Source organism: Xanthomonas sacchari (assembly GCF_040529065.1).
Classification (GTDB): Bacteria; Pseudomonadota; Gammaproteobacteria; order Xanthomonadales; family Xanthomonadaceae; genus Xanthomonas_A; species Xanthomonas_A sacchari.
The window spans coordinates 2,876,855-2,894,196 of the sequence record NZ_CP132343.1 but is presented as its reverse complement, the minus strand read 5'-3'; the positions used below and the strand labels follow the sequence as shown (position 1 = coordinate 2,894,196).

At 64.8% G+C, this 17,342-nt stretch carries 17 protein-coding genes and 1 tRNA gene; 12 read left to right on the top strand and 6 right to left on the bottom strand.

The window, feature by feature from the left end:
- Positions 1–84: 84 nt before the first annotated feature.
- Positions 85–750, bottom strand: coding sequence for an energy transducer TonB (locus RAB71_RS12120; protein WP_041500240.1), 666 nt, complete (start codon positions 748–750; stop codon positions 85–87).
- Positions 751–881: 131 nt separating this feature from the next.
- On the opposite strand from RAB71_RS12120, the gene serS reads away from it, so the two are divergent.
- The 3 genes from serS to RAB71_RS12105 all read left to right on the top strand — a co-directional run bounded on the left by serS (position 882) and on the right by RAB71_RS12105 (position 3,840).
- Positions 882–2,162: a serine--tRNA ligase gene (serS, locus tag RAB71_RS12115; protein WP_010342571.1), complete on the top strand. Its 1,281-nt coding sequence runs from the start codon at positions 882–884 to the stop codon at positions 2,160–2,162.
- A gap of 385 nt (positions 2,163–2,547) precedes the next feature.
- The gene (locus RAB71_RS12110; protein ID WP_010342573.1) at positions 2,548–3,537 is read left to right on the top strand and encodes a LysR family transcriptional regulator; all 990 of its coding nucleotides are present in this window, start codon (positions 2,548–2,550) and stop codon (positions 3,535–3,537) included.
- 213 nt (positions 3,538–3,750) lie between these two features.
- Positions 3,751–3,840, top strand: a tRNA-Ser gene (locus RAB71_RS12105).
- Between the two features lie 315 nt (positions 3,841–4,155).
- Here the strand turns inward: RAB71_RS12105 and RAB71_RS12100 are convergent.
- Positions 4,156–6,507: a PadR family transcriptional regulator gene (locus tag RAB71_RS12100; RefSeq protein WP_138985743.1), complete on the bottom strand. Its 2,352-nt coding sequence runs from the start codon at positions 6,505–6,507 to the stop codon at positions 4,156–4,158.
- 225 nt (positions 6,508–6,732) lie between these two features.
- On the opposite strand from RAB71_RS12100, the gene RAB71_RS12095 reads away from it, so the two are divergent.
- The 4 genes from RAB71_RS12095 to RAB71_RS12080 are packed head-to-tail and all read left to right on the top strand — an operon-like array spanning position 6,733 to position 9,749.
- Positions 6,733–7,296, top strand: a complete 564-nt coding sequence (locus RAB71_RS12095; RefSeq protein ID WP_010342574.1) for a hypothetical protein — start codon at positions 6,733–6,735, stop codon at positions 7,294–7,296.
- Positions 7,293–7,871: a hypothetical protein gene (locus tag RAB71_RS12090; RefSeq protein ID WP_010342575.1), complete on the top strand. Its 579-nt coding sequence runs from the start codon at positions 7,293–7,295 to the stop codon at positions 7,869–7,871. Before RAB71_RS12095 ends, RAB71_RS12090 begins: the two co-directional genes overlap by 4 nt.
- A complete protein-coding gene (locus RAB71_RS12085; protein WP_234006575.1) occupies positions 7,834–8,448 on the top strand; it encodes a hypothetical protein in 615 nt (204 codons plus the stop codon). Before RAB71_RS12090 ends, RAB71_RS12085 begins: the two co-directional genes overlap by 38 nt.
- Positions 8,445–9,749 (top strand): hypothetical protein, encoded by a 1,305-nt coding sequence (locus RAB71_RS12080; RefSeq protein WP_010342577.1) that lies wholly within the window; start codon positions 8,445–8,447, stop codon positions 9,747–9,749. The genes RAB71_RS12085 and RAB71_RS12080 overlap by 4 nt, the downstream gene beginning before the upstream one ends.
- 25 nt (positions 9,750–9,774) lie before the next feature.
- Here RAB71_RS12080 and RAB71_RS12075 read toward each other — a convergent pair whose 3' ends face one another.
- The 3 genes from RAB71_RS12075 to RAB71_RS12065 all read right to left on the bottom strand — a co-directional run bounded on the left by RAB71_RS12075 (position 9,775) and on the right by RAB71_RS12065 (position 11,774).
- Entirely contained in the window at positions 9,775–10,494 is a 720-nt protein-coding gene (locus RAB71_RS12075) for a BPL-N domain-containing protein (RefSeq protein ID WP_100224017.1), read from the bottom strand.
- Between the two features lie 80 nt (positions 10,495–10,574).
- Complete coding sequence (locus tag RAB71_RS12070; protein ID WP_010342579.1) at positions 10,575–10,904, bottom strand: hypothetical protein; 330 nt, start codon at positions 10,902–10,904, stop codon at positions 10,575–10,577.
- A 291-nt stretch (positions 10,905–11,195) separates the two neighbouring features.
- Positions 11,196–11,774 (bottom strand): DUF3617 domain-containing protein, encoded by a 579-nt coding sequence (locus tag RAB71_RS12065; protein WP_010342580.1) that lies wholly within the window; start codon positions 11,772–11,774, stop codon positions 11,196–11,198.
- Positions 11,775–12,122: 348 nt separating this feature from the next.
- Between RAB71_RS12065 and RAB71_RS12060 the strand changes: the two genes are divergently transcribed.
- From RAB71_RS12060 to RAB71_RS12045, 4 genes are all read left to right on the top strand, one after another.
- On the top strand, positions 12,123–13,310 hold the full coding sequence (locus tag RAB71_RS12060) for a DUF2252 family protein (protein ID WP_010342581.1): 1,188 nt from the start codon (positions 12,123–12,125) through the stop codon (positions 13,308–13,310).
- A gap of 134 nt (positions 13,311–13,444) precedes the next feature.
- The gene (locus tag RAB71_RS12055) at positions 13,445–14,104 is read left to right on the top strand and encodes a DUF2239 family protein (protein ID WP_029562029.1); all 660 of its coding nucleotides are present in this window, start codon (positions 13,445–13,447) and stop codon (positions 14,102–14,104) included.
- Between the two features lie 64 nt (positions 14,105–14,168).
- Positions 14,169–14,534, top strand: coding sequence for a DUF1330 domain-containing protein (locus RAB71_RS12050; protein ID WP_234006574.1), 366 nt, complete (start codon positions 14,169–14,171; stop codon positions 14,532–14,534).
- Complete coding sequence (locus RAB71_RS12045; protein WP_010342584.1) at positions 14,531–15,454, top strand: alpha/beta fold hydrolase; 924 nt, start codon at positions 14,531–14,533, stop codon at positions 15,452–15,454. The genes RAB71_RS12050 and RAB71_RS12045 overlap by 4 nt, the downstream gene beginning before the upstream one ends.
- 195 nt (positions 15,455–15,649) lie before the next feature.
- Here RAB71_RS12045 and RAB71_RS12040 read toward each other — a convergent pair whose 3' ends face one another.
- Positions 15,650–16,117, bottom strand: a complete 468-nt coding sequence (locus RAB71_RS12040; RefSeq protein ID WP_010342585.1) for a GNAT family N-acetyltransferase — start codon at positions 16,115–16,117, stop codon at positions 15,650–15,652.
- A gap of 462 nt (positions 16,118–16,579) precedes the next feature.
- Between RAB71_RS12040 and RAB71_RS12035 the strand changes: the two genes are divergently transcribed.
- Positions 16,580–17,227 carry a response regulator gene (locus RAB71_RS12035; protein ID WP_010342586.1) on the top strand — a complete coding sequence of 216 codons (648 nt, stop codon included), beginning with the start codon at positions 16,580–16,582 and terminating at the stop codon, positions 17,225–17,227.
- The last annotated feature ends 115 nt before the right edge of the window (positions 17,228–17,342 follow it).

Here is a 17,342-nt window from a genome sequence, read left to right as displayed (position 1 = left end):
CAGTGTCGCCCAGGACCCGTACCTGCAGTGTCACCCCCATGTGAACGCCGCCGGCGCAACCGGGCGGCGGTTCAGTTATTTCGGTTACGGTCCTGGCTTGAAGTCGAACGGGATCTCGATGCTGGCCGGCACCGCGCGGCCGTTCTGCTGCGCCGGGCGGAACTTCCAGCGGCGCACGGTTTCCATCGCCGCGCGGTCCAGGTCGCGCGAGCCGCTGCGCCGCACTAGGGCCACGCCGGCAGGCGCGCCGCTGGCATCGACCTCGACTCGCACCACCACGGTGCCGGCATCGCCGCGGCGCAGCGCCGCTGGCGGATAGCGCGGCGGCGGGGTCTGTCCTTCCAGCGGCACCGGGCGGTCGCCCGGGGCCAGCGCGGTGGCCGTGCTGCCGGCGCCATCGCTGCCTGCGGCAGGAGCCGGTGCTTCCGTGGTCGGCGGCGGGGTCGGCGCGGTCTCCACCAGCTTCGGTGCGTCGCCGGCGGGCGCCGGCTTGGCCTGCGGCATGCTGCTGGCGGCGCTGCCGGCGGGCAGCGGCTCGGGCAGCGGCTTCACCTGTTCGGTGTCCTGCTGCACCTGCTGCACCTGCTGCGCCGGCTGCGGCTTGTAGAAATCGTTGTCCTTGCGTCCGACCAGCCACACCACCAGGAACAGCAGCAGGCCGGCGACGAAGGCGATGCCGACGATCGCGAGCAGACGCCGCGGCAGATGCAGCACGATGCCGGGCTTGGAAGACGAGGGCGACGTGGACATGAGGCTCACCGTGGGGAACCGCCCGATTCTGGCATAGCCGCGGTGAATCGCGCGCCGCGGCGGGCGCGGGTCGGCAAAACCACGACGGACAGGCGATAATCCCAGGTTCGTTCCCCTGGCACCCCGCGCCCATGCTCGATCCCGCTCTGCTTCGCCAACAGCCCGCCGACCTCGCCGAGCGCCTGCGCACCAGCCGCGGCTATGCGCTGGACGTGGCCGCCCTGGAGGCCCTGGAGGCCGACCGCAAGCGCATCCAGGTGCGGACCCAGGAACTGCAGAGCCTGCGCAACAGCCGTTCCAAGGCGATCGGCCAGGCCAAGGCCAAGGGCGAGGACGCGAGTGCGCTGATGGCCGAAGTGGCCGGCTTCGGCGACGAACTGAAGGCCTCCGAGCAACGCCTGGACGAGATCCGCGCGCAACTGGAGACGTTGGCGCTGGAGATTCCCAACCTGCCGCAGGCCGACGTGCCCGTGGGCAAGGACGAAGCCGACAACGTCGAACTGCAGCGCTGGGGCAGCCCGCGCAGCTTCGATTTCGAGGTCAAGGACCACGTCGAACTCGGCGCCCGCCACGGCTGGCTGGACGGCGAGTCCGCGGCTAAGCTGTCGGGCGCGCGCTTCACCGTGCTGCGCGGGCCGATCGCGCGCCTGCACCGCGCCCTGGCGCAGTTCATGCTGGACCTGCACACCGGCCCGCACGCCTATCAGGAAACCAACGTGCCGGTGATCGTCAACGCCGACAGCCTGTACGGCACCGGCCAGTTGCCGAAGTTCGAGGAAGACATGTTCGCCACCGCGCTGGGCGAACAGAAGCGCTACCTGATCTCCACCTCGGAGATCTCGCTGACCAACCTGGTGCGCGACGAGATCGTCGAGGCCGAGCGCCTGCCGCTGCGCATGACCGCGCACTCGCTGTGCTTCCGCTCCGAGGCCGGCAGCGGCGGCCGCGACACCCGCGGCATGATCCGCCAGCACCAGTTCGAGAAGGTGGAACTGGTCAGCGTGTGCCGCCCGGAAGACAGCGCCGCCGAACACGAGCGCATGACCCGCTGCGCCGAAGTGGTGCTGGAAACGCTCGGCTTGCCGTACCGCAAGATGCTGCTGTGCACCGGCGACATGGGCTTCTCCGCCAGCAAGACCTACGACCTGGAAGTCTGGCTGCCCTCGCAGCAGACCTATCGCGAGATCTCCTCCTGCTCCAACTGCGGCGATTTCCAGGCGCGGCGCATGCAGGCGCGCTGGCGCAACCCGGCCACCGGCAAGCCCGAACTGCTGCACACGCTCAACGGCTCCGGCACCGCGGTCGGCCGCGCCATGATCGCGGTGATGGAGAACTACCAGAACGCCGACGGCTCGATCACCGTGCCCGACGCGCTGCGCCCGTACATGGGCGGGGCCGAGCGGATCGGCTGATTGCCGTCCAGCCCGGGGCATCCGCCCCGGGCGCGCCTCGCGTCGCCGTTGCTGCGGCGACGCACCCCTGTCCGTCCTTGCGCTCAGGCAAATTGTCCTGATGCGGGCAGTGCACCGCCTTGCGCCACAAGTGGGTATTCGACCCGGACGGGGCAGGGCGTTCGCATGCATTGCCCGCTGCAGCACTCGCCGCAGCGACGTTCCGCGTGCGCCGAACTCCCGTCCCCATCACTTCGTGCTAGCCAAGCCGGGGTTACCCTGCGTCCGTCTCTATCCGTGCCTGAGCCACCGCGCGAGCGCGACCGGCGTCCCTGCAGCGCAAATCGTTGTAGGAGTAGAATGAACCGGATCCGATTGTCCCCATCGTTCTAAATATCGAAAGAACATGCACGACCTCAACGATCTGTACTACTTCGCCATGGTGGTCGACCACGGCGGCTTCGCCGCCGCCGAACGCGCCCTGGGCATCCCCAAGTCGCGCCTGAGCCGCCGCATCAGCCAGCTGGAGAGCGACCTGGGCGTGCGTCTGCTGCAGCGCTCCACGCGCCGTTTCGCCGTCACCGACCTGGGCATGAGCGTGCATCGCCACGCCCAGACCATGCTGGCCGAGGCGCAGGCCGCACGCGAAGTGGTCGACCGGCTCAGCGCCGAGCCGCGCGGGCTGGTGCGGGTCAGCGTGCCGGTGTCGCTGGCGCAGATGCAGTTGCCCAAGCTGCTGCCGATGTTCCTGGACCAGTACCCCAAGGTGCGGCTGCAACTGAACATCAGCAACCGCCGCGTCGACATCATCAACGAAGGCTACGATGTCGCCCTGCGCGTGCGCTCTCGCCTGGACGACGACGGCAGCCTGGTGATGCGCAGCTTCGGCCAGGTCCAGGAACTGCTGGTCGCCAGCCCCAAGTACCTGGACCGCGCCGGCCGTCCCAAGGATCCCGAGGAATTGACCTCGCACGTCACCCTCAGCATCAGCGAGGACGAGGCGCGGCAGCGCTGGGAACTGCACGGCCCGGCCGGCGAAGTGCGCCGCGTCGACCTGCAGCCGCGCGTGGCGGGCTTCGACTTCCCGCTGCTGCAGTCGATGGTCAAGGACGGCTTCGGCATCACCCTGCTGCCCGAGACCGTCTGCGCCGAAGCGGTGCGCAACGGCGAACTGGAAGTGGTGCTGCCGGAATGGTCGCTGCCGCAGGGCATCTGCCATGCCGTGTTCGCCTCGCGCCGCGGCCTGCTGCCGGCGGTGCGCGTGTTCATCGACTTCCTCGCCGAACACCTGCCGCGCCAGATCGAAGCCTCGCGCCTGGACTGTGGCGGCAACTGTCCCGAACGCACCAAGGCTCGTCACTCGACCCTGGGCGCGATGGCGGTCGAGGCGGGTTGATCGCGACGCCGGCCGCGCACGTCGGTCGAGCAAAACCGCCGCGGGCGTGCGAAAATGCGCGCCCGTGCTGGTGGTCCTGGGTTCGGGGTTCATGTGGTGCCGTCATCGGCACCGATTGCTTCAGGCTGGACAGGCACTGCAGCGTCGCGCTTCCGCGGCGTTGTGCTTCAAGCGGCTGCGACGCTCTTCCGCAGTACCGCCGCGTTCGCAAACGGAGAGATGGCCGAGCGGTTTAAGGCACCGGTCTTGAAAACCGGCGAAGGGTCAAACCTTCCGTGGGTTCGAATCCCACTCTCTCCGCCATTCTTAATATAAATTTGATTGATGTTATGAAATTTTTATTTCTGGGCTCTAGGCAAATATCTAGAGTGGATATGGATGCTGCGGGCGTCTGATTTAAGTTTTTATTACTGGTCTGGCTGGTGGGTACGTCGCTTTTGGTCGTTTGAATGCCTTGCGTTTCATTTAAGCGGCGTGCCCCTATTGTCGCTCTCTATATTTAGAGTTTTAAATGTGCATGAGAATGCTTAAGTGGCATGGTTGGGGCTCTGCTTAATTATGTCTGGAAGCGATGAGTGAGTTTTGCCGCTACATATGCTTGCTGTAGTTTGCTGTGAGCTATTTTTTTTCTCGAAACTTGCGGAGTTTTTTGATTTCTTCTTCTAGGCGTTCATTTTCTCTTTTAAGCTCTCGGATCTGCTTATCTTGGCGTGTATCAATGGCTAGTGCGTCTAAAGAGTCTCTCAATATCTGGACGGTCAAATCTCTACTGTCTTCCTTCAGCGCATCTCTCTCCAACGTATCCATGTGTTGCTCGGCTCGAGGGCGTCCTTCCTGCTTCGCATTAGTAAGGAGGCGATCTCTGACATTGCGCATCAGTATACCGCGCTTTGCCCACGGCATCTCCAATTCGCGGCTTGATCGCACAATGCGGATGAGCTTCCGCTCGAATCCCGTAGTAAATCTATGGCGATGTTCATCAAATAGGAATGCTTTCATTTGTGAAAGTCCTAATGCAAGATTGGGTAGGAGCGAGACAAGTAAGAGAGTGCTTTGCACAGAAATGATCATTTGACGTTCGCCGGTCTCTTTGAAATGATCCTCAACTTGTGACAGACGTCGGCCCGAACTGACCAATAAACAGGAGGCGCCTGGATCAGCATCTCTTACGGAATTAACGTAATTCACAAATGCTGTATATAGCTCCGAGTCGCGGGCGGCTTTATCGCGCATTATTTTTGTAACTCTCAACTGGCTTTTTTCAAAGAGGTCTAGAGAGTACTTATAGACCTGCTGCGCGAGGTCGCCCTGAACCGATGACCTTCCCGGAAGTCGGAGAATCGAATAGTCGGCGGACAGAGTTTGCTGGATGGAGGTATAGTCATCCTTGTTCTTGCCTGCAAAGTGGAGGTAATAGGATCTCCAGCCATCTCTGCGAATGCCGTTTCGACTTAGAATCTCTGCGAATGATCGAACGAACACATTGTCAATAGAATTGAGTCGATCTTGAGGAGTTCCAGGTAGGAAGTGTTTTACTTCTTGGTAATCGTTATCCGCAATCCATGCATGATGAGCAAGTTCCTGCAGTACAGGCTCAGCAACAAGAATTGTGCCTTTGTTTTTTTTCCAATGCTTGACTATAGTCTGGACTGCATCATGATCCGGCTCACCTTCTCCCAGTAAAGATAAAACGACGTCAGAGTCCAGTACAATTGTCGTTCGAGCAAGTAGCTTGCCAATAGCATTTGCGCTTTTGTGCTCTAACCCCATAGTGCATGCTGCGATAAAACCCGCGCAAACCTGCACCAGCCAATCGGCTGCTGGGCCGACTCTGTTCGAGAAGAGATCCTTGATCGCCTGCTGGATCTCGGCTTGACGCTGTTGATGTCCTGCTACAGCTGAAACTGCTTCGGCGATATCCTCAACAAAGCTTAATGGCTCGATAACATCGTTGCCACTAGATGAATTTGGTTCAATTAATGCGCTAATCTCCGCAACTACTGAGGCTCCGCGTACATAAAGGGCATATGCGAGCTTTTCTTCGAAAACATTCCATATAGAAGCGAAGGCGTCAGGAAGCATTTTCATTCCGATGGCTGTTTCGAGCGCTATTTGAATTTTGGAGCGCCCCTCCATCAGGCTTTGAGCCGCAGATGTCTCTCTTTCAGTCAGTCTGTCGATGCCTAATTGTGTTATAGCGTATATGTCTTTGCTCTTTTCACGGTCGTGCCGGTGTAGCTCGATGAGTCCTTCTGCAGCCATTGGGCCAAGATAAGGTGCGAGTGTTTTTTCGTCGAGAGTTCCTGGGAGACGAAGTCGCTGTGAAATTGAGTTGCAGATCGTTCGTATGGTTTTTTTTGATTCATTTAGTGAATCAAGAATGGCTGCGGCATAGATTGAAGAGCGAATTTCTAGAGAATTCTCTGCTCCCGATGTCATGAGAGCAAGTCGAAGTCCCGCTGTTTCGGCGGAGTCATCATCCTCCGGTTCGATCGCTGCTTTACAATTTGCTATTTCTGCGGCGTATTTTGTCTTTATTAAATCTGGATCTCGAAGGCTTAGCTCTCTAAGTTGGTGCGCACCAAGTACTTCATATTCATATGTGCTGCCGTATTCCTGTATGAGTGCTGATGTGATTTTATTCCGAGCATGTTCCGTTAAGAGCTGACTGGAGCAGAAGTAAACTTTCTTGATTCCACACGTTTTATCTTCCAGGCGAGACATGTCTGATAACGCTTTTGCGTCAACGTCATCTCGTAGGCTGGCACAGACAAATATACCTTTACTTGCGCCGAACCCTACGCCGTCACGTCCTAGGTCCCATTTCGGTCTAGTAGTAAGGATAGAACCGTTTCCTTCAAGTTGAGAAACGACCCCGCAAGCGAAAGACTCGAATCGCCCGTCGTTCGTGTCTGTCTTTATGACTATCTCGTAGATGTTGCCGATCAATGGATTATTTTCAGAACTCATTTTCCATCCTCTGGAAGTCGCATTTGGGAATTCTTAACCAACCTTAGCGATTACGTTGTACGAAGCTTGATCGCTCGTTCTGAATCTGACTTTCCAGTGCGGTGCTACACCGTATTTCGCTTGATGTTGCATTTTTTTGCAACCCGGTGCTACCGTCCGGCCGAGCTTCCAAAAGGGTCACCCGGTTTGGCGAGCAAAGCGTCTCTAGGGCAATGGCGGACACGGATGCTGGCCGGGATCGGTGGCATTGCCGCGATCGTGGTGGGGTGGGGCATCGGCTTGTTCGAGGCCAAGGACGTGCCGGTGCCGCCCGCGCTGCAGGCCGGGAAGGACGTCGCCGCGGGCGAGTGGTCACTTCGCCTCGATCACGTGGAGACCAGTGACCGGCTACCGAATGGCGACACCGTGTCGCGCGACGGGCGCAAGGCGATCGTGCTGTATCTGCAGGCCACCAATCGCACCACGCAGACCAGCGGCTCGCTGGTGCAGGCGGTGGCGTTGAAGACGCCGCCGCGCGGGGCCGATGCGCGGCCGACTGCTTACCTCTTGCGCGATCACGCGGCGACCACCGAACTGCAACCGGGCCTGCCGGAACAGATCGCGCTGGTCTGGACCTATCCGGCGACGGAACAGGTGGCTGGCCGCCTGCGCTTCGAGATCACCGCCAGGACCTTCAAGGCCTTCGACAATCTCTACGCGCAGCCGATATGGACCGATCCGCATCCGGTCGGGGTCGTGCAGTTGCCGCTTGATGCGTCGCGTTCCAACACTGGGGCAGGTGCGCCGTGAAGCGACTGGCCGCCATTGCGATCCTGCTGCTCGGCTTCGTGCTGCTCGCCGGGATGCGCTGGACGATGCCGCGCTACGAGCGCATCACCGGCCCGATCGCGGTGTCCGGCGCGCCGGGCGGCTGGGTGCAGACCGACAATCTGGCCGTCGACGCCCGCACACCTCAGCTCGCGCGCAACATCCGCTTCAAGGCAGCGGGCGCGGCGCAGCAGCGCGACAGCGGCGGCCTGTGGTTGGTGGTGCCGGTACGATCGAAGGTCGCGCGCGCGACCGCACGCGTGTATGGCCGGGTCTGGGCGACGCCCGACGGCCGCCGCTACCGCGCCAGCGGCCGCGCCGAGATGGGCGACGCGGTGCTGTCGTCGATCAAGACACTGCAGCCCGGGCTGGAGCGCAAGGACGTGCTGGTGTTCGAACTGCCGTCCGCACTCGCCACGGCGGGCGGCACGCTGGTGCTGTCGGAAGACCGCGACCCGCAGCTGACGGCCGAGGCGCAGGTGCGCTATCCGCCGCTCCCACCCGCAACGGCGGTCACCGATGTGCTCGATCTGGATGCGCTGCATGCACGCCTCTGACCGCGACGTGCCCCCGGTCGTTTCCGAGCGGCGCATGCGCTGGCTCGCCCTGGCGGCGCTGCTGGTGCTGGTGCCATTCACGATGGCCGCGACCGGCTGGCGCGACGCGCGGGAACTGCTGCATGCACGCGAATGGCGACCGGTCGAGGGGGCGATGGCGCAGACCACGGAGTACGACGGTGCCGCCGTCCGACTGGTATCGGTCGACGTGCTGCCGTTCGAGCCAGGTCTGCCCGCCGACCGCACCTTCGTGCGCACGCGCCTGTCGCTGGTGCCTGGCGCCGCCGGCGCGCAATGGAGCGATTGCACACTCAAACTGGTCGATGGCACTGGCCGGTCGTGGGCTGCGATCGACACCGTGCCGGACCTGTTGCAGCGTGCCCTGGCCAAGCCGGGCGAACCACCCGGCGTGGCCTGCGATGGGCTGGCCGTGTCCGCGGCCAAGCCGGGCGTGCCCTTGGCGATCGACGGCTACTACCTGGTGCCGCGTGCGGTGGCCGCGCAGCTGCAACTTACCGTGAGCACGCGCGGCGGCCGTCCGCGTTACCTGCGCTTCGCGAGAGGAGCAACGCCATGACCGAGATGGCGCTGCGCGGCGGGTCGCTGGGGTTGATCGGCGACACGCTGCGGCTGTGGTTTCGCTACTTGCCGCAATTGCTCGCCGTGGCGCTGGCCGGCTTACTGCTCAACGAACTGCTGCTGCAAGCCGCGGTGTGGATCGGCTATCAGAACCGGCTCGCCGGCTTGCTGTCGCTGACCCTGGTGGTGCTGGTCAAGCTGGTGATCTTCGTCCTGCTGTTCGAAACGTTGCGCCCGGCCTTGCCGGGGATCGCCAGCGCGGCATTGGCCGAGCAGGCCGACGCGTCGGCAGCAGAGGACGCGGGTAGGGCGCGCTTGCGCCGCCTGTCTACGATCGTCTCGCAGGCGCTGGTGCCGTTCTTCGCCTACTACGCCGCCTGGGGCTTCCTCGGCGAGACCATCCGCGCCTATGGGCGCGAGGGGTTGGGGCAGTTCAATCCCTTCGATCCGACCTATCGGGGATCGCTGTTCGAGGTGTCCGGCGGCTGGTGGCTGGCGGCGTCGGTGGCACTGCTGTGGCTGATCCGGCGCGCTGCGAAAAAACAGAAGCAGCGTAGCGCGCATCCGGCATGGAACGTGCTGATCGTGCTGTGCGAGGCGGGCTGGACCTTCGTCGGCATGTACGTGCTCACCGAATGGAAGGGCGGGGTATTCCGCTGGCTGGCGCATCTGCGTATCGCCGATCTCGGCCAGCAACTCTGGCAGGGCATCAGCCATCCGATCGGCGTCGCCCACGCCGCGTTGCCGGGCGCGGTAGAGCAGGCACCGCCGGGCGTGGCGGACACGCTGGTGGCGATCTTCTTCTCGGCCTTGTTGCCGGTAGTCTGGCTGGCGCTGGCCGCGCTGATCTACCGCTACGACGTCCACAATGCCGAATGGAATGCGTCCGCCAAGTGGTCGAGCAAGGTCGACGGTACGTTGGGACTGTGGCGGAAACTGCCGACCTGGTTGCGCGACTTCATCGGCCATTTCTGGGCCGGCACCGTCTCGCGCTATCGCGCTGCGGCCAACAGCGTGCAGTTGGCCGGTGCGACCGGGCTGGCAGCGCTGGTGACGCTGATCGTGCTGTATCGCGCCCTGGACTGGGCCTCGGCCTGGGCCTGGATGGGCCTGACCCGGCTGATCGGCCCGCACCCGCAGGTGGTGTGGCAGGCGATCGCCAATCAGCTGTCGGTGGTGCTGGGCATGCCCAGCGACCCGGGCGAGGGCATCCTGCCGCAGACGCTGAAGATCTGCCTGCTCGCGGCGACGCTGGAGCGCGCGTTCCGTGCCGGGCGTAGTTGGCGGGCGTTGAAGTAGTCCGGCCTGTCTTGGGCTTTTGCCTCTAGCGGTCGACACGGACAGATGACGGCTGTGACGACTGCGTGGCGAATTCGTCGAACAGCGCTCGCAGCACCGGCGTCCTGGGCATCCTGTCCAGCGGGATCTCGGCCTCTTCGAACCAGCTCCGGTCTGCCTCGGGATGCGGACCGCTGAGGACGACGGTGCCGCGGCCGAAGCTGTAACGAGCCGCGGCCACGTCGCCGTTGGCGTAGGTGGCGAGCGCGCGGAAGCCACCCTGGGTGCTCTGCGGGAAGTAGGGGCCGTCCTGGAAGAACACGCTGTCGGGCCGGCCCTTCCAGCGAACCGCGACGGCGTCCTCATCGATGGTGGTGACAGGGAAGCCGGGCCGCCCGACCTCGCCATCGAGATCGTCGCCGATCAGGCCCATGTTGGTGTCGTCGGCGAGATACGCGCCCATGCACAGACCCAGATAGCCGCCGCCCTGCGCGACGAAGTCGCGGATGGCGGCGATGCGGCGCTCGCCCATCGCCTGCAGCGCGGCGGGGATGTCCTGCCCGCCGCCCGGTTGCACGTACACCGCGTAGCCGCGCAGGGTGGCAGGCGTGACGTCCTGCGCCTCCTTCGGGCCGATGATGTCGACCTTGTACTGCGGACTCAGTGCCTCGATCGCGTCCTTGGCGGTTTCCGAGCAGTCGTCGCAGCCGGCAGCGCCGCGATAGACCGCGACCCGGATCGGGGGTTGTGCGTTCGCCGCGGACACGCAGGCGAACGCCAGGCAACACAGCGCTGCCAGTCGCAATCGAAGTTTCATGGTTGGCACTCCTGGCGCACGTCGGAGATTCAGCGCTTGTGCGCACGCGGCAATGCAATCAATCGGGAGTCTCCATCGCCGATCGACGGCCCGATCTTGCAATCGGCGAGGCGCACCGCCTCGTGGCCGGCGACCTTGCGCGGCAGGCAACTGCCGCCATGCGTGCAGAACGCACTGCCCGACGGCGTGTCGCGCGCGATGTCCACCGGCACGGTCTGGCCCTTGTTCCAGGTGTTGTGCATGTCGTCCTCCACCGCGGCCAGCATCACCGCGTGACAATCCGACGCCGGTGTGCGCGCGCTCGCCATGGCGGGGGCGGCCACGAGCGCGATCAGCGTGGTGAGAAGGGCGTTGCGCATGGTGTCTCCTGTTGATTGTGGTTCGGCACGGTTCGCCGCGAGGGGTGGCAGTGGTGTGGGTGGAGACTGGCGTGGGCGATCTACATTCAGCCGATCCGCCTGCAACCAGGCATGAACAACCCATTGCCTTCGCTGCGCGGCCGCGCGTGGTCAGTGGTGGATCGAGCATCTGCAAGCGCGTGGACGCGCCCATGAAAAACGCCGCGACGGGTCACCATCGCGGCGTGTTGAACAAGCACAGGGACTTCCCGGAAAGCGGCGCCGGGCGCCGCCCTCAAGGGACAAGCGTACTCAGCCGGCAGCCGGCGCCTTGGTATCGCCGGCCTTGATGTCGCCCGGCTGGCACTCGCCCAGGCGCTTGCCGTCCATCTTCATGTGCGTCTTCATCGACATACCGCCCGGCAGGCCGGTGATCGTGGAGTGCGATTCGGACGCCATCTCGGTGGCGCTGAAGGTGCCGGTGCTGGTGCCGGCGACCTTGATGTCGCCCATCGTGCAATGCATCTTCGCGTCGATCTTGCCGTCCTTCATGCTGAAGGTGTCGTACACGCAGTTCTTCTGCATCGGCGAGGCGCTGCCGAAGAGGCTGGCGGGATCGTTGATCTGCTCGGCGGTGAGGCACACCTTGGCGGTGCTCGGCGGCATCTTCGGCATCTGCGGCATGTTGCCGGAACCGCCGCTGGTCTCGCTGCTCACCTGTTCGATCCGCATCTCCCACTGGCCGGGCTGCAGCTTGGCCGCCTGCACCTTGGCCACGTCGGCGACCGAGGCATTGGACATGGCGACGTTGTCGCCGTTCTTGTCGCCGCCCTTGCTGCAGGCGGCGAGCAACACACACACGGCAAGCGTTGCCGGCACGGTCAGACGCATGAACTTCTCCCTAAGTTATGTGAGGTGCGCGGAGCATAGCCGGGGGCGTGATTAAGATCGCGTCGACGCCGGACGCTCGCCGCCGACCCGCGCCTGGCGCCGCAGCGGCACCGGGGAAGCGGACGAACCGATCGCTGCAGGCTCGCCCAGCGGCTGCAACGGAACAGAGAAACCTTGCGAAGTCGCGCGATATCGCCGCTCGATTGCATGCGCCTCGAACGCGCGTGATCCGGAGACACGGAGCGCGTTGCCGCCGCGGCCGCCGTGCACGGACCATTCCGCTCGGCTCTGCTAGCGTCTGCGCCGCCGCGCGTGACCTCCACGCCCATTGCTTCGGTTCTCCCCGCCATGCCAAGCCTCGCCGAACGCCCCGCGATTCTCGAAGACAAGCGCACCCTGAAGATGGCCCGCTCCGCCCATGCCTACGTGCGCGGCAATACCGCCAGGTTCTACGAATGGCTGGCAGCGTCGCCAGCGGCGCGACGCGTGCCGATGGGGCCGGCGATCTGGATCTGCGGCGATTGCCACCTCGGCAATCTGGGCCCGGTCGCCGACGGTGAGGGGCGCGTGGAAATCCAGATCCGCGACCTCGACCAGGGCGTGATCGGCAACCCCGCGCACGATCTCATCCGCCTGGGCCTGTCGCTGGCCACCGCGGCGCGCGGCTCGGACCTGCCCGGCGTCACCACGGCGCGGATGATGGAAGCGATGATCGACGGCTACAGCGCGGCGATCGCCGACCCGACCCGCGAGCATCCGGGCGCCGAACCCGAGACCGTGCGCAGCATCCGCCGCGAGGCCTTCGGCCGGCGCTGGCGGCATCTGGCCAAGGAGCGTCTGCAGGCGGTGGAGCCGCGCATCCCGCTTGGCGAGAAGTTTTGGGCCTTGGCGCCGGAAGAGCGCGAGGCGCTGGAACGGCTGTTCGCCGATCCGAAGGTGGCGCAGATGGTGCTGTCGCTGAAGGGGAAACCCAAGGATCGCGAAGTGCGCCTGGTCGATGCGGCGTACTGGATGAAGGGCTGCAGTTCGCTGGGCCTGCTGCGCTACGCGGCGATCGTCGCGCTGAAGACCGGCAAGGGCCATTGGTCCTATGCGCTGGTCGATCTGAAGGAGGCGGTTGCGCCGATCGCGCCGGCGGCGCCCGACGTGCGGATGCCGGCGGACAACGCCGAACGCGTCACCGCCGCGGCGCGGGCGTTGTCGCCCTACCTGGGCAGCCGGATGATGCCGGTGCACATGCTGGGCCGCTCGCTGTTCATTCGCGAACTCTCGCCGCGCGATCTGAAACTCGAAGTCGACCAGTTCAACCACGCCGAGGCGGTGCGCTCGGCACGCTATCTCGCCTTCGTCGTCGGCAAGGCGCATGCGCGGCAGGTGAAGCCGCGGACGCGCGCCGGGTGGCTCCAACTGCTGAACGCCGATCGGCGCAAGGCCATCGACGCACCGTCGTGGCTCTGGGAGAGCGTGGTCGCGCTCGCCGGCCACCACGAGGCCGGCTATCTGGAGCACTGCCGTCGCTATGCGCTCGCCGCATGAGGACGAATGCGGCGCGGCGAAGAGCGGGGCCGCGTTCGACAGCGCGTGTCGACCCAACGAAGCGATCTGCGGACGTCGTTGACGGATAAATTTTACCCGGGTATAAATTGCCGAACGTTTCCAGCGTGTCTGCCATGCCCGATCCCCTGCAAATGCCCTGTACCGCCTTCGCCGGCCACCGCATGTGGATGGCCGGGCCGCTGGGCGAGGTCGCATTGGCTGCAAAGCGCGCGGTACTGGCGGGCGAGACGCTGCTGATCTTCGACGACGCCAGCGGCGGCATCGTCGATCTCGATGTGCGGGGCAGCGATGCGGAGGTTCTGGCACGGTGGTCGCGACCGCCGTCCTCCGCCACCGAACGCGACGGCTCTGGCGCCGTCGCCGCCGTCGTGCCGGACGCGGGGGGACACGGCAGAAGCCGCGGACGCCCCAAGCTGGGGGTCGTCGCGCGCGAGGTGACCTTGTTGCCGCGGCAATGGGAATGGCTGGCGTCGCAGCCCGGTGGTGCCTCGGCCGTGCTGCGTCGGCTGGTGGACGAGGCCCGCAAGGCAACGCAGCCACGCCAGCAGCGCCGCGCTGCGCAGGAGCGCGCATATCGTTTCATGCAGGCGCTGGCCGGCGATTTGCCCGGTTACGAAGAGGCGCTGCGCGCACTCTTTGCGGACGATCGCGCCGCATTGGAACACCGCATCGCCGGTTGGCCTGCGGATGTCCGCGCATATGCGTTGCGCCTCGCCTTCGATGCCCCCGCTGGCGCGTCTTCGCCCCCCATATCTGGAGCGCCGCATGCATGACCCGGGCCGCACGCGTTATCTCGAACCGACCCAGGACGCCGGTCGCAGCTTCCTGCAGAGCGGCATGACTGCGTCGCTGGTGATGCTCAACCTGCTGCGATTTCGCGAGGTTGCCGATTACGCGCAGCATCCGCAACTGGCACCCGCCGTGCCCATCAGCGGCGCGCAGGCGTTCGATCGCTACATCCGGCATACGTTGCCGCATCTGCGCGCGAGCGCGGGCGACCTGCTGTTCCTCGGTCGCGGCGGTCCGTTCCTGATCGGCCCCGACGACGAGCGCTGGGACATGGCGATGCTGATCCGGCAAGCTAGTCCGGCGGCGTTCGTCGGCTTCGCCAGCCATCCCGCGTATCTCGCCGGTCTTGGGCATCGCACTGCGGCGCTGCAGGACGCGCGCCTGTTGCCACTGTCCGAGTGTTCTGTCGGATGATCGGCGATGCTGGAGCGATCGGCACCGTACAACGCGTACGCGTCGAAGGCCTCGACATCGCCTGGGACAGCGTGGGCGATGCCGATGCCGATGCCGAGGCGGTGCTGCTGATCTCCGGATTGGGGACGCAGATGATTCGTTGGACCAGCTCCTTCTGCACGCGGCTGGCAGCCAGGGGCTATCGCGTCATCCGCTTCGACAACCGTGATGCCGGAGCCTCCACTCACTTCAGCACGTGCGCAGTGCCGGATTTCGCCGAACTCGCCGCCGCACTGCGGGCCGGGCGACGGCCCGAGACGCCGTATACGCTCGCCGCAATGGCCAGCGATGCGATCGGACTGCTCGATGGGCTGGGCGTGGCGCGTGCGCACATCGTCGGACGCTCGATGGGCGGCATGATCGCGCAGATACTGGCAAGCGATTATCCGCAGCGGGTGCTGTCGCTCACCTCGATCATGTCGAGCACGGGAAACCCCGCGCTGCCACAGGCGACGCCGGAGGTCATGGCGCTGATGTCGGCGCCTGAACCCGATCCCGCGCACGATCTGGACGGCTATCTGCGAGCGCGTCTGGCGTTCGCGCGCCGGCTCGCGGGCAGGCGGTATCCGTTCGATGCTCAAGCCCATCGCAAGCTGCTGCTGCAGGAACTGGCGCGTTGCCGTGGCACGGGCGGCACGGCACGGCAGATGGCGGCTGTCGCGACGGCCGGCGATCGGCGCGCGCGCTTGGCCACCATCGCCGCGCCCACGTTGGTCGTTCACGGCAGTGACGATCCCTTGATCCTGTCGGCCTGTGGCGAGGACACGGCGCACGCGATTCCCAGCGCCAGGTATCTGCCCGTGCCGGGTATGGGCCATGATCTGCCGCGCGGCTGCGAGCGCCTGCTGATCGAGGCGATCTGCGCGGTGGCGCGCGGCTGAGTGCGTGTGCGTGGGGGCGGCGGCGATCAGTGCATCGATCGGATGCGCCGAGCGCAGTGCGCCGCCTGCGTGTGTGCTTTTTCGTCCTGGTCGCAGGCCTTGCCTGCAGCGGGGCATGTTGCTGCTTTCGTCCTGGCCAAGGGCCGCCATGGCCGAGCGCACTGCAGCTTGGCGCATGCCGGTGGCCGCGGCGAGTCAGCAGGCGAGCAGGCGATCCAGGTCCAGCGCCATGTCCCAACGGTCCAGCCCCGGGCCATAGCCGTCGGCCATCACGCGTTCGACGCCGAAGCCGAAGCGCGCGTAGAACGCCTGGGTGTGCTGGCTTGTGTCCAGTTCGATCCGCGTTACGCCGGCGCTGCGCCGGCAGGCGTCGAGCCGTGCCTCGGTCAAGGCGCGGCCCAGGCCCTGGCAGTGCAGGAGGCGGTCGACCATGCCCCAGCCGAAGCTGGCGACGCGGCCGTCGGCGCTCAGCGCGTGGCCGCCGCAGGCCACGACCGCGCCCGCGCGCACGATGACCAGATAGTGCCAGGTGCCGACGTCCTGTTCGAGGAAGCGCTCGAAGGCGGCGCGTTCGCTGCGGTCAAAGAACTGCGGGACGTTGCTGTCGAACAGCGCCAGGCAGGCGGCGTGGTCCTGGGTGACGTAGGGGCGGATCATGTTCATCCGGGCAGTGTGCAGCAGGCGGCCAAGCGCGTCGTGGTCGTACTAAGTGCGATGGCGCGCGTCGGCCATTTCCCAAGCCGGTTGTCGGAAAATTTCGCCGGCTCTGTCCGGGAATCCGCGGTGGGGAGTGTCCGGGAGCGAGAAGGGCGAGGGTCAGATAATTCTGACGTGAGATCAGGATTGTCCTGATAACGCTTTCCCCTCCGCGCCAGCATACTGGCCTCGGCCTGACGCAGGGACCGTCGCGCGCCTTCCGAGGAAAGCGCAGGCAGGTCACTCGACCCTGCGTGCCGAGCCTTGAGTAAGCTCGGCAGGGTTTTGATGACGACATCATGACGTTTCGCGAGGTGTGAATGAGCACCCCGTGAAGCGTCGTCGTTTGTCTACGAATTCGTCTTGCCCTGAATAATTCACGCAGATAGGCTGGATGGTGCGGTATCCGCTGCGTTGGGGTTATACGAGATGGCCATCAGGGTTTTTCTGGTCGATGATCACGCTCTTGTCCGCACGGGCATGAAGCTGATCCTGTCGAATCAAACGGATATCGAAATCGTCGGCGAGGCCGACAGCGGCGAAAATGCGCTCCCGCAGATCCGCCAGCTGAAGCCGGACATCGTCCTGTGCGATCTGCACATGCCCGGCGTCAGCGGGCTGGAAGTCACCGAGCGCATCGTCAAGGGCGACCACGGCACCAAGGTCATCATCGTCTCGGTGCTGGAAGACGGTCCGCTGCCCAAGCGCCTGCTGGAAGCCGGTGCGTCCGGCTACGTGGGCAAGGCCGGCGACGCGCAGGAGTTGCTGCGCGCGGTGCGCGACGTGGCGATGGGCAAGCGCTACCTCGGCGCCAACATCGCGCAGAACCTGGCGCTGGCCAATCTGGAGGGCGGAGGTTCGCCGTTCGACGCGCTGTCGCCGCGTGAACTGGAAGTGGCCCTGCTGCTGACCCGCGGCCTGCGCCAGGAAGACATCGCCAAGCGCCTGAGCCTCAGCGCCAAGACCGTCAACACGCACAAGGCGCGGCTGTTCGAGAAGGTCGGGATCCAGGACAACATCGCCCTGGCGCGCCTGGCCACGCAATACGGGTTGCTGGATCCGGCGCACCCGCTTTAATCGCCGGGACTGGTCGGACTGCATGGGAGCGGCCTTCGGGCCGCTCTTGCGTTGTGCTTGCGCGAACGAGCAGGCCTGTTCGATGTGGATTGGCTGCGACCATGTGTCCGCCGGC

Excerpts from the sequence above, each read along its gene's own strand:
- RAB71_RS12110 (WP_010342573.1), top strand. The coding sequence starts at position 2,548 with ATGCACGACCTCAACGATCTGTACTACTTCGCCATGGTGGTCGACCAC.
- RAB71_RS12050 (WP_234006574.1), top strand. The coding sequence starts at position 14,169 with ATGACTGCGTCGCTGGTGATGCTCAACCTGCTGCGATTTCGCGAGGTT.
- RAB71_RS12120 (WP_041500240.1), bottom strand. The coding sequence starts at position 750 with ATGTCCACGTCGCCCTCGTCTTCCAAGCCCGGCATCGTGCTGCATCTG.
- RAB71_RS12065 (WP_010342580.1), bottom strand. The coding sequence starts at position 11,774 with ATGCGTCTGACCGTGCCGGCAACGCTTGCCGTGTGTGTGTTGCTCGCC.
- RAB71_RS12060 (WP_010342581.1), top strand. The coding sequence starts at position 12,123 with ATGCCAAGCCTCGCCGAACGCCCCGCGATTCTCGAAGACAAGCGCACC.
- RAB71_RS12045 (WP_010342584.1), top strand. The coding sequence starts at position 14,531 with ATGATCGGCGATGCTGGAGCGATCGGCACCGTACAACGCGTACGCGTC.
- RAB71_RS12070 (WP_010342579.1), bottom strand. The coding sequence starts at position 10,904 with ATGCGCAACGCCCTTCTCACCACGCTGATCGCGCTCGTGGCCGCCCCC.
- serS (WP_010342571.1), top strand. The coding sequence starts at position 882 with ATGCTCGATCCCGCTCTGCTTCGCCAACAGCCCGCCGACCTCGCCGAG.
- RAB71_RS12040 (WP_010342585.1), bottom strand. The coding sequence starts at position 16,117 with ATGAACATGATCCGCCCCTACGTCACCCAGGACCACGCCGCCTGCCTG.
- RAB71_RS12055 (WP_029562029.1), top strand. The coding sequence starts at position 13,445 with ATGCCCGATCCCCTGCAAATGCCCTGTACCGCCTTCGCCGGCCACCGC.
- RAB71_RS12085 (WP_234006575.1), top strand. The coding sequence starts at position 7,834 with ATGTGCTCGATCTGGATGCGCTGCATGCACGCCTCTGACCGCGACGTG.
- RAB71_RS12095 (WP_010342574.1), top strand. The coding sequence starts at position 6,733 with ATGCTGGCCGGGATCGGTGGCATTGCCGCGATCGTGGTGGGGTGGGGC.
- RAB71_RS12080 (WP_010342577.1), top strand. The coding sequence starts at position 8,445 with ATGACCGAGATGGCGCTGCGCGGCGGGTCGCTGGGGTTGATCGGCGAC.
- RAB71_RS12100 (WP_138985743.1), bottom strand. The coding sequence starts at position 6,507 with ATGAGTTCTGAAAATAATCCATTGATCGGCAACATCTACGAGATAGTC.
- RAB71_RS12035 (WP_010342586.1), top strand. The coding sequence starts at position 16,580 with ATGGCCATCAGGGTTTTTCTGGTCGATGATCACGCTCTTGTCCGCACG.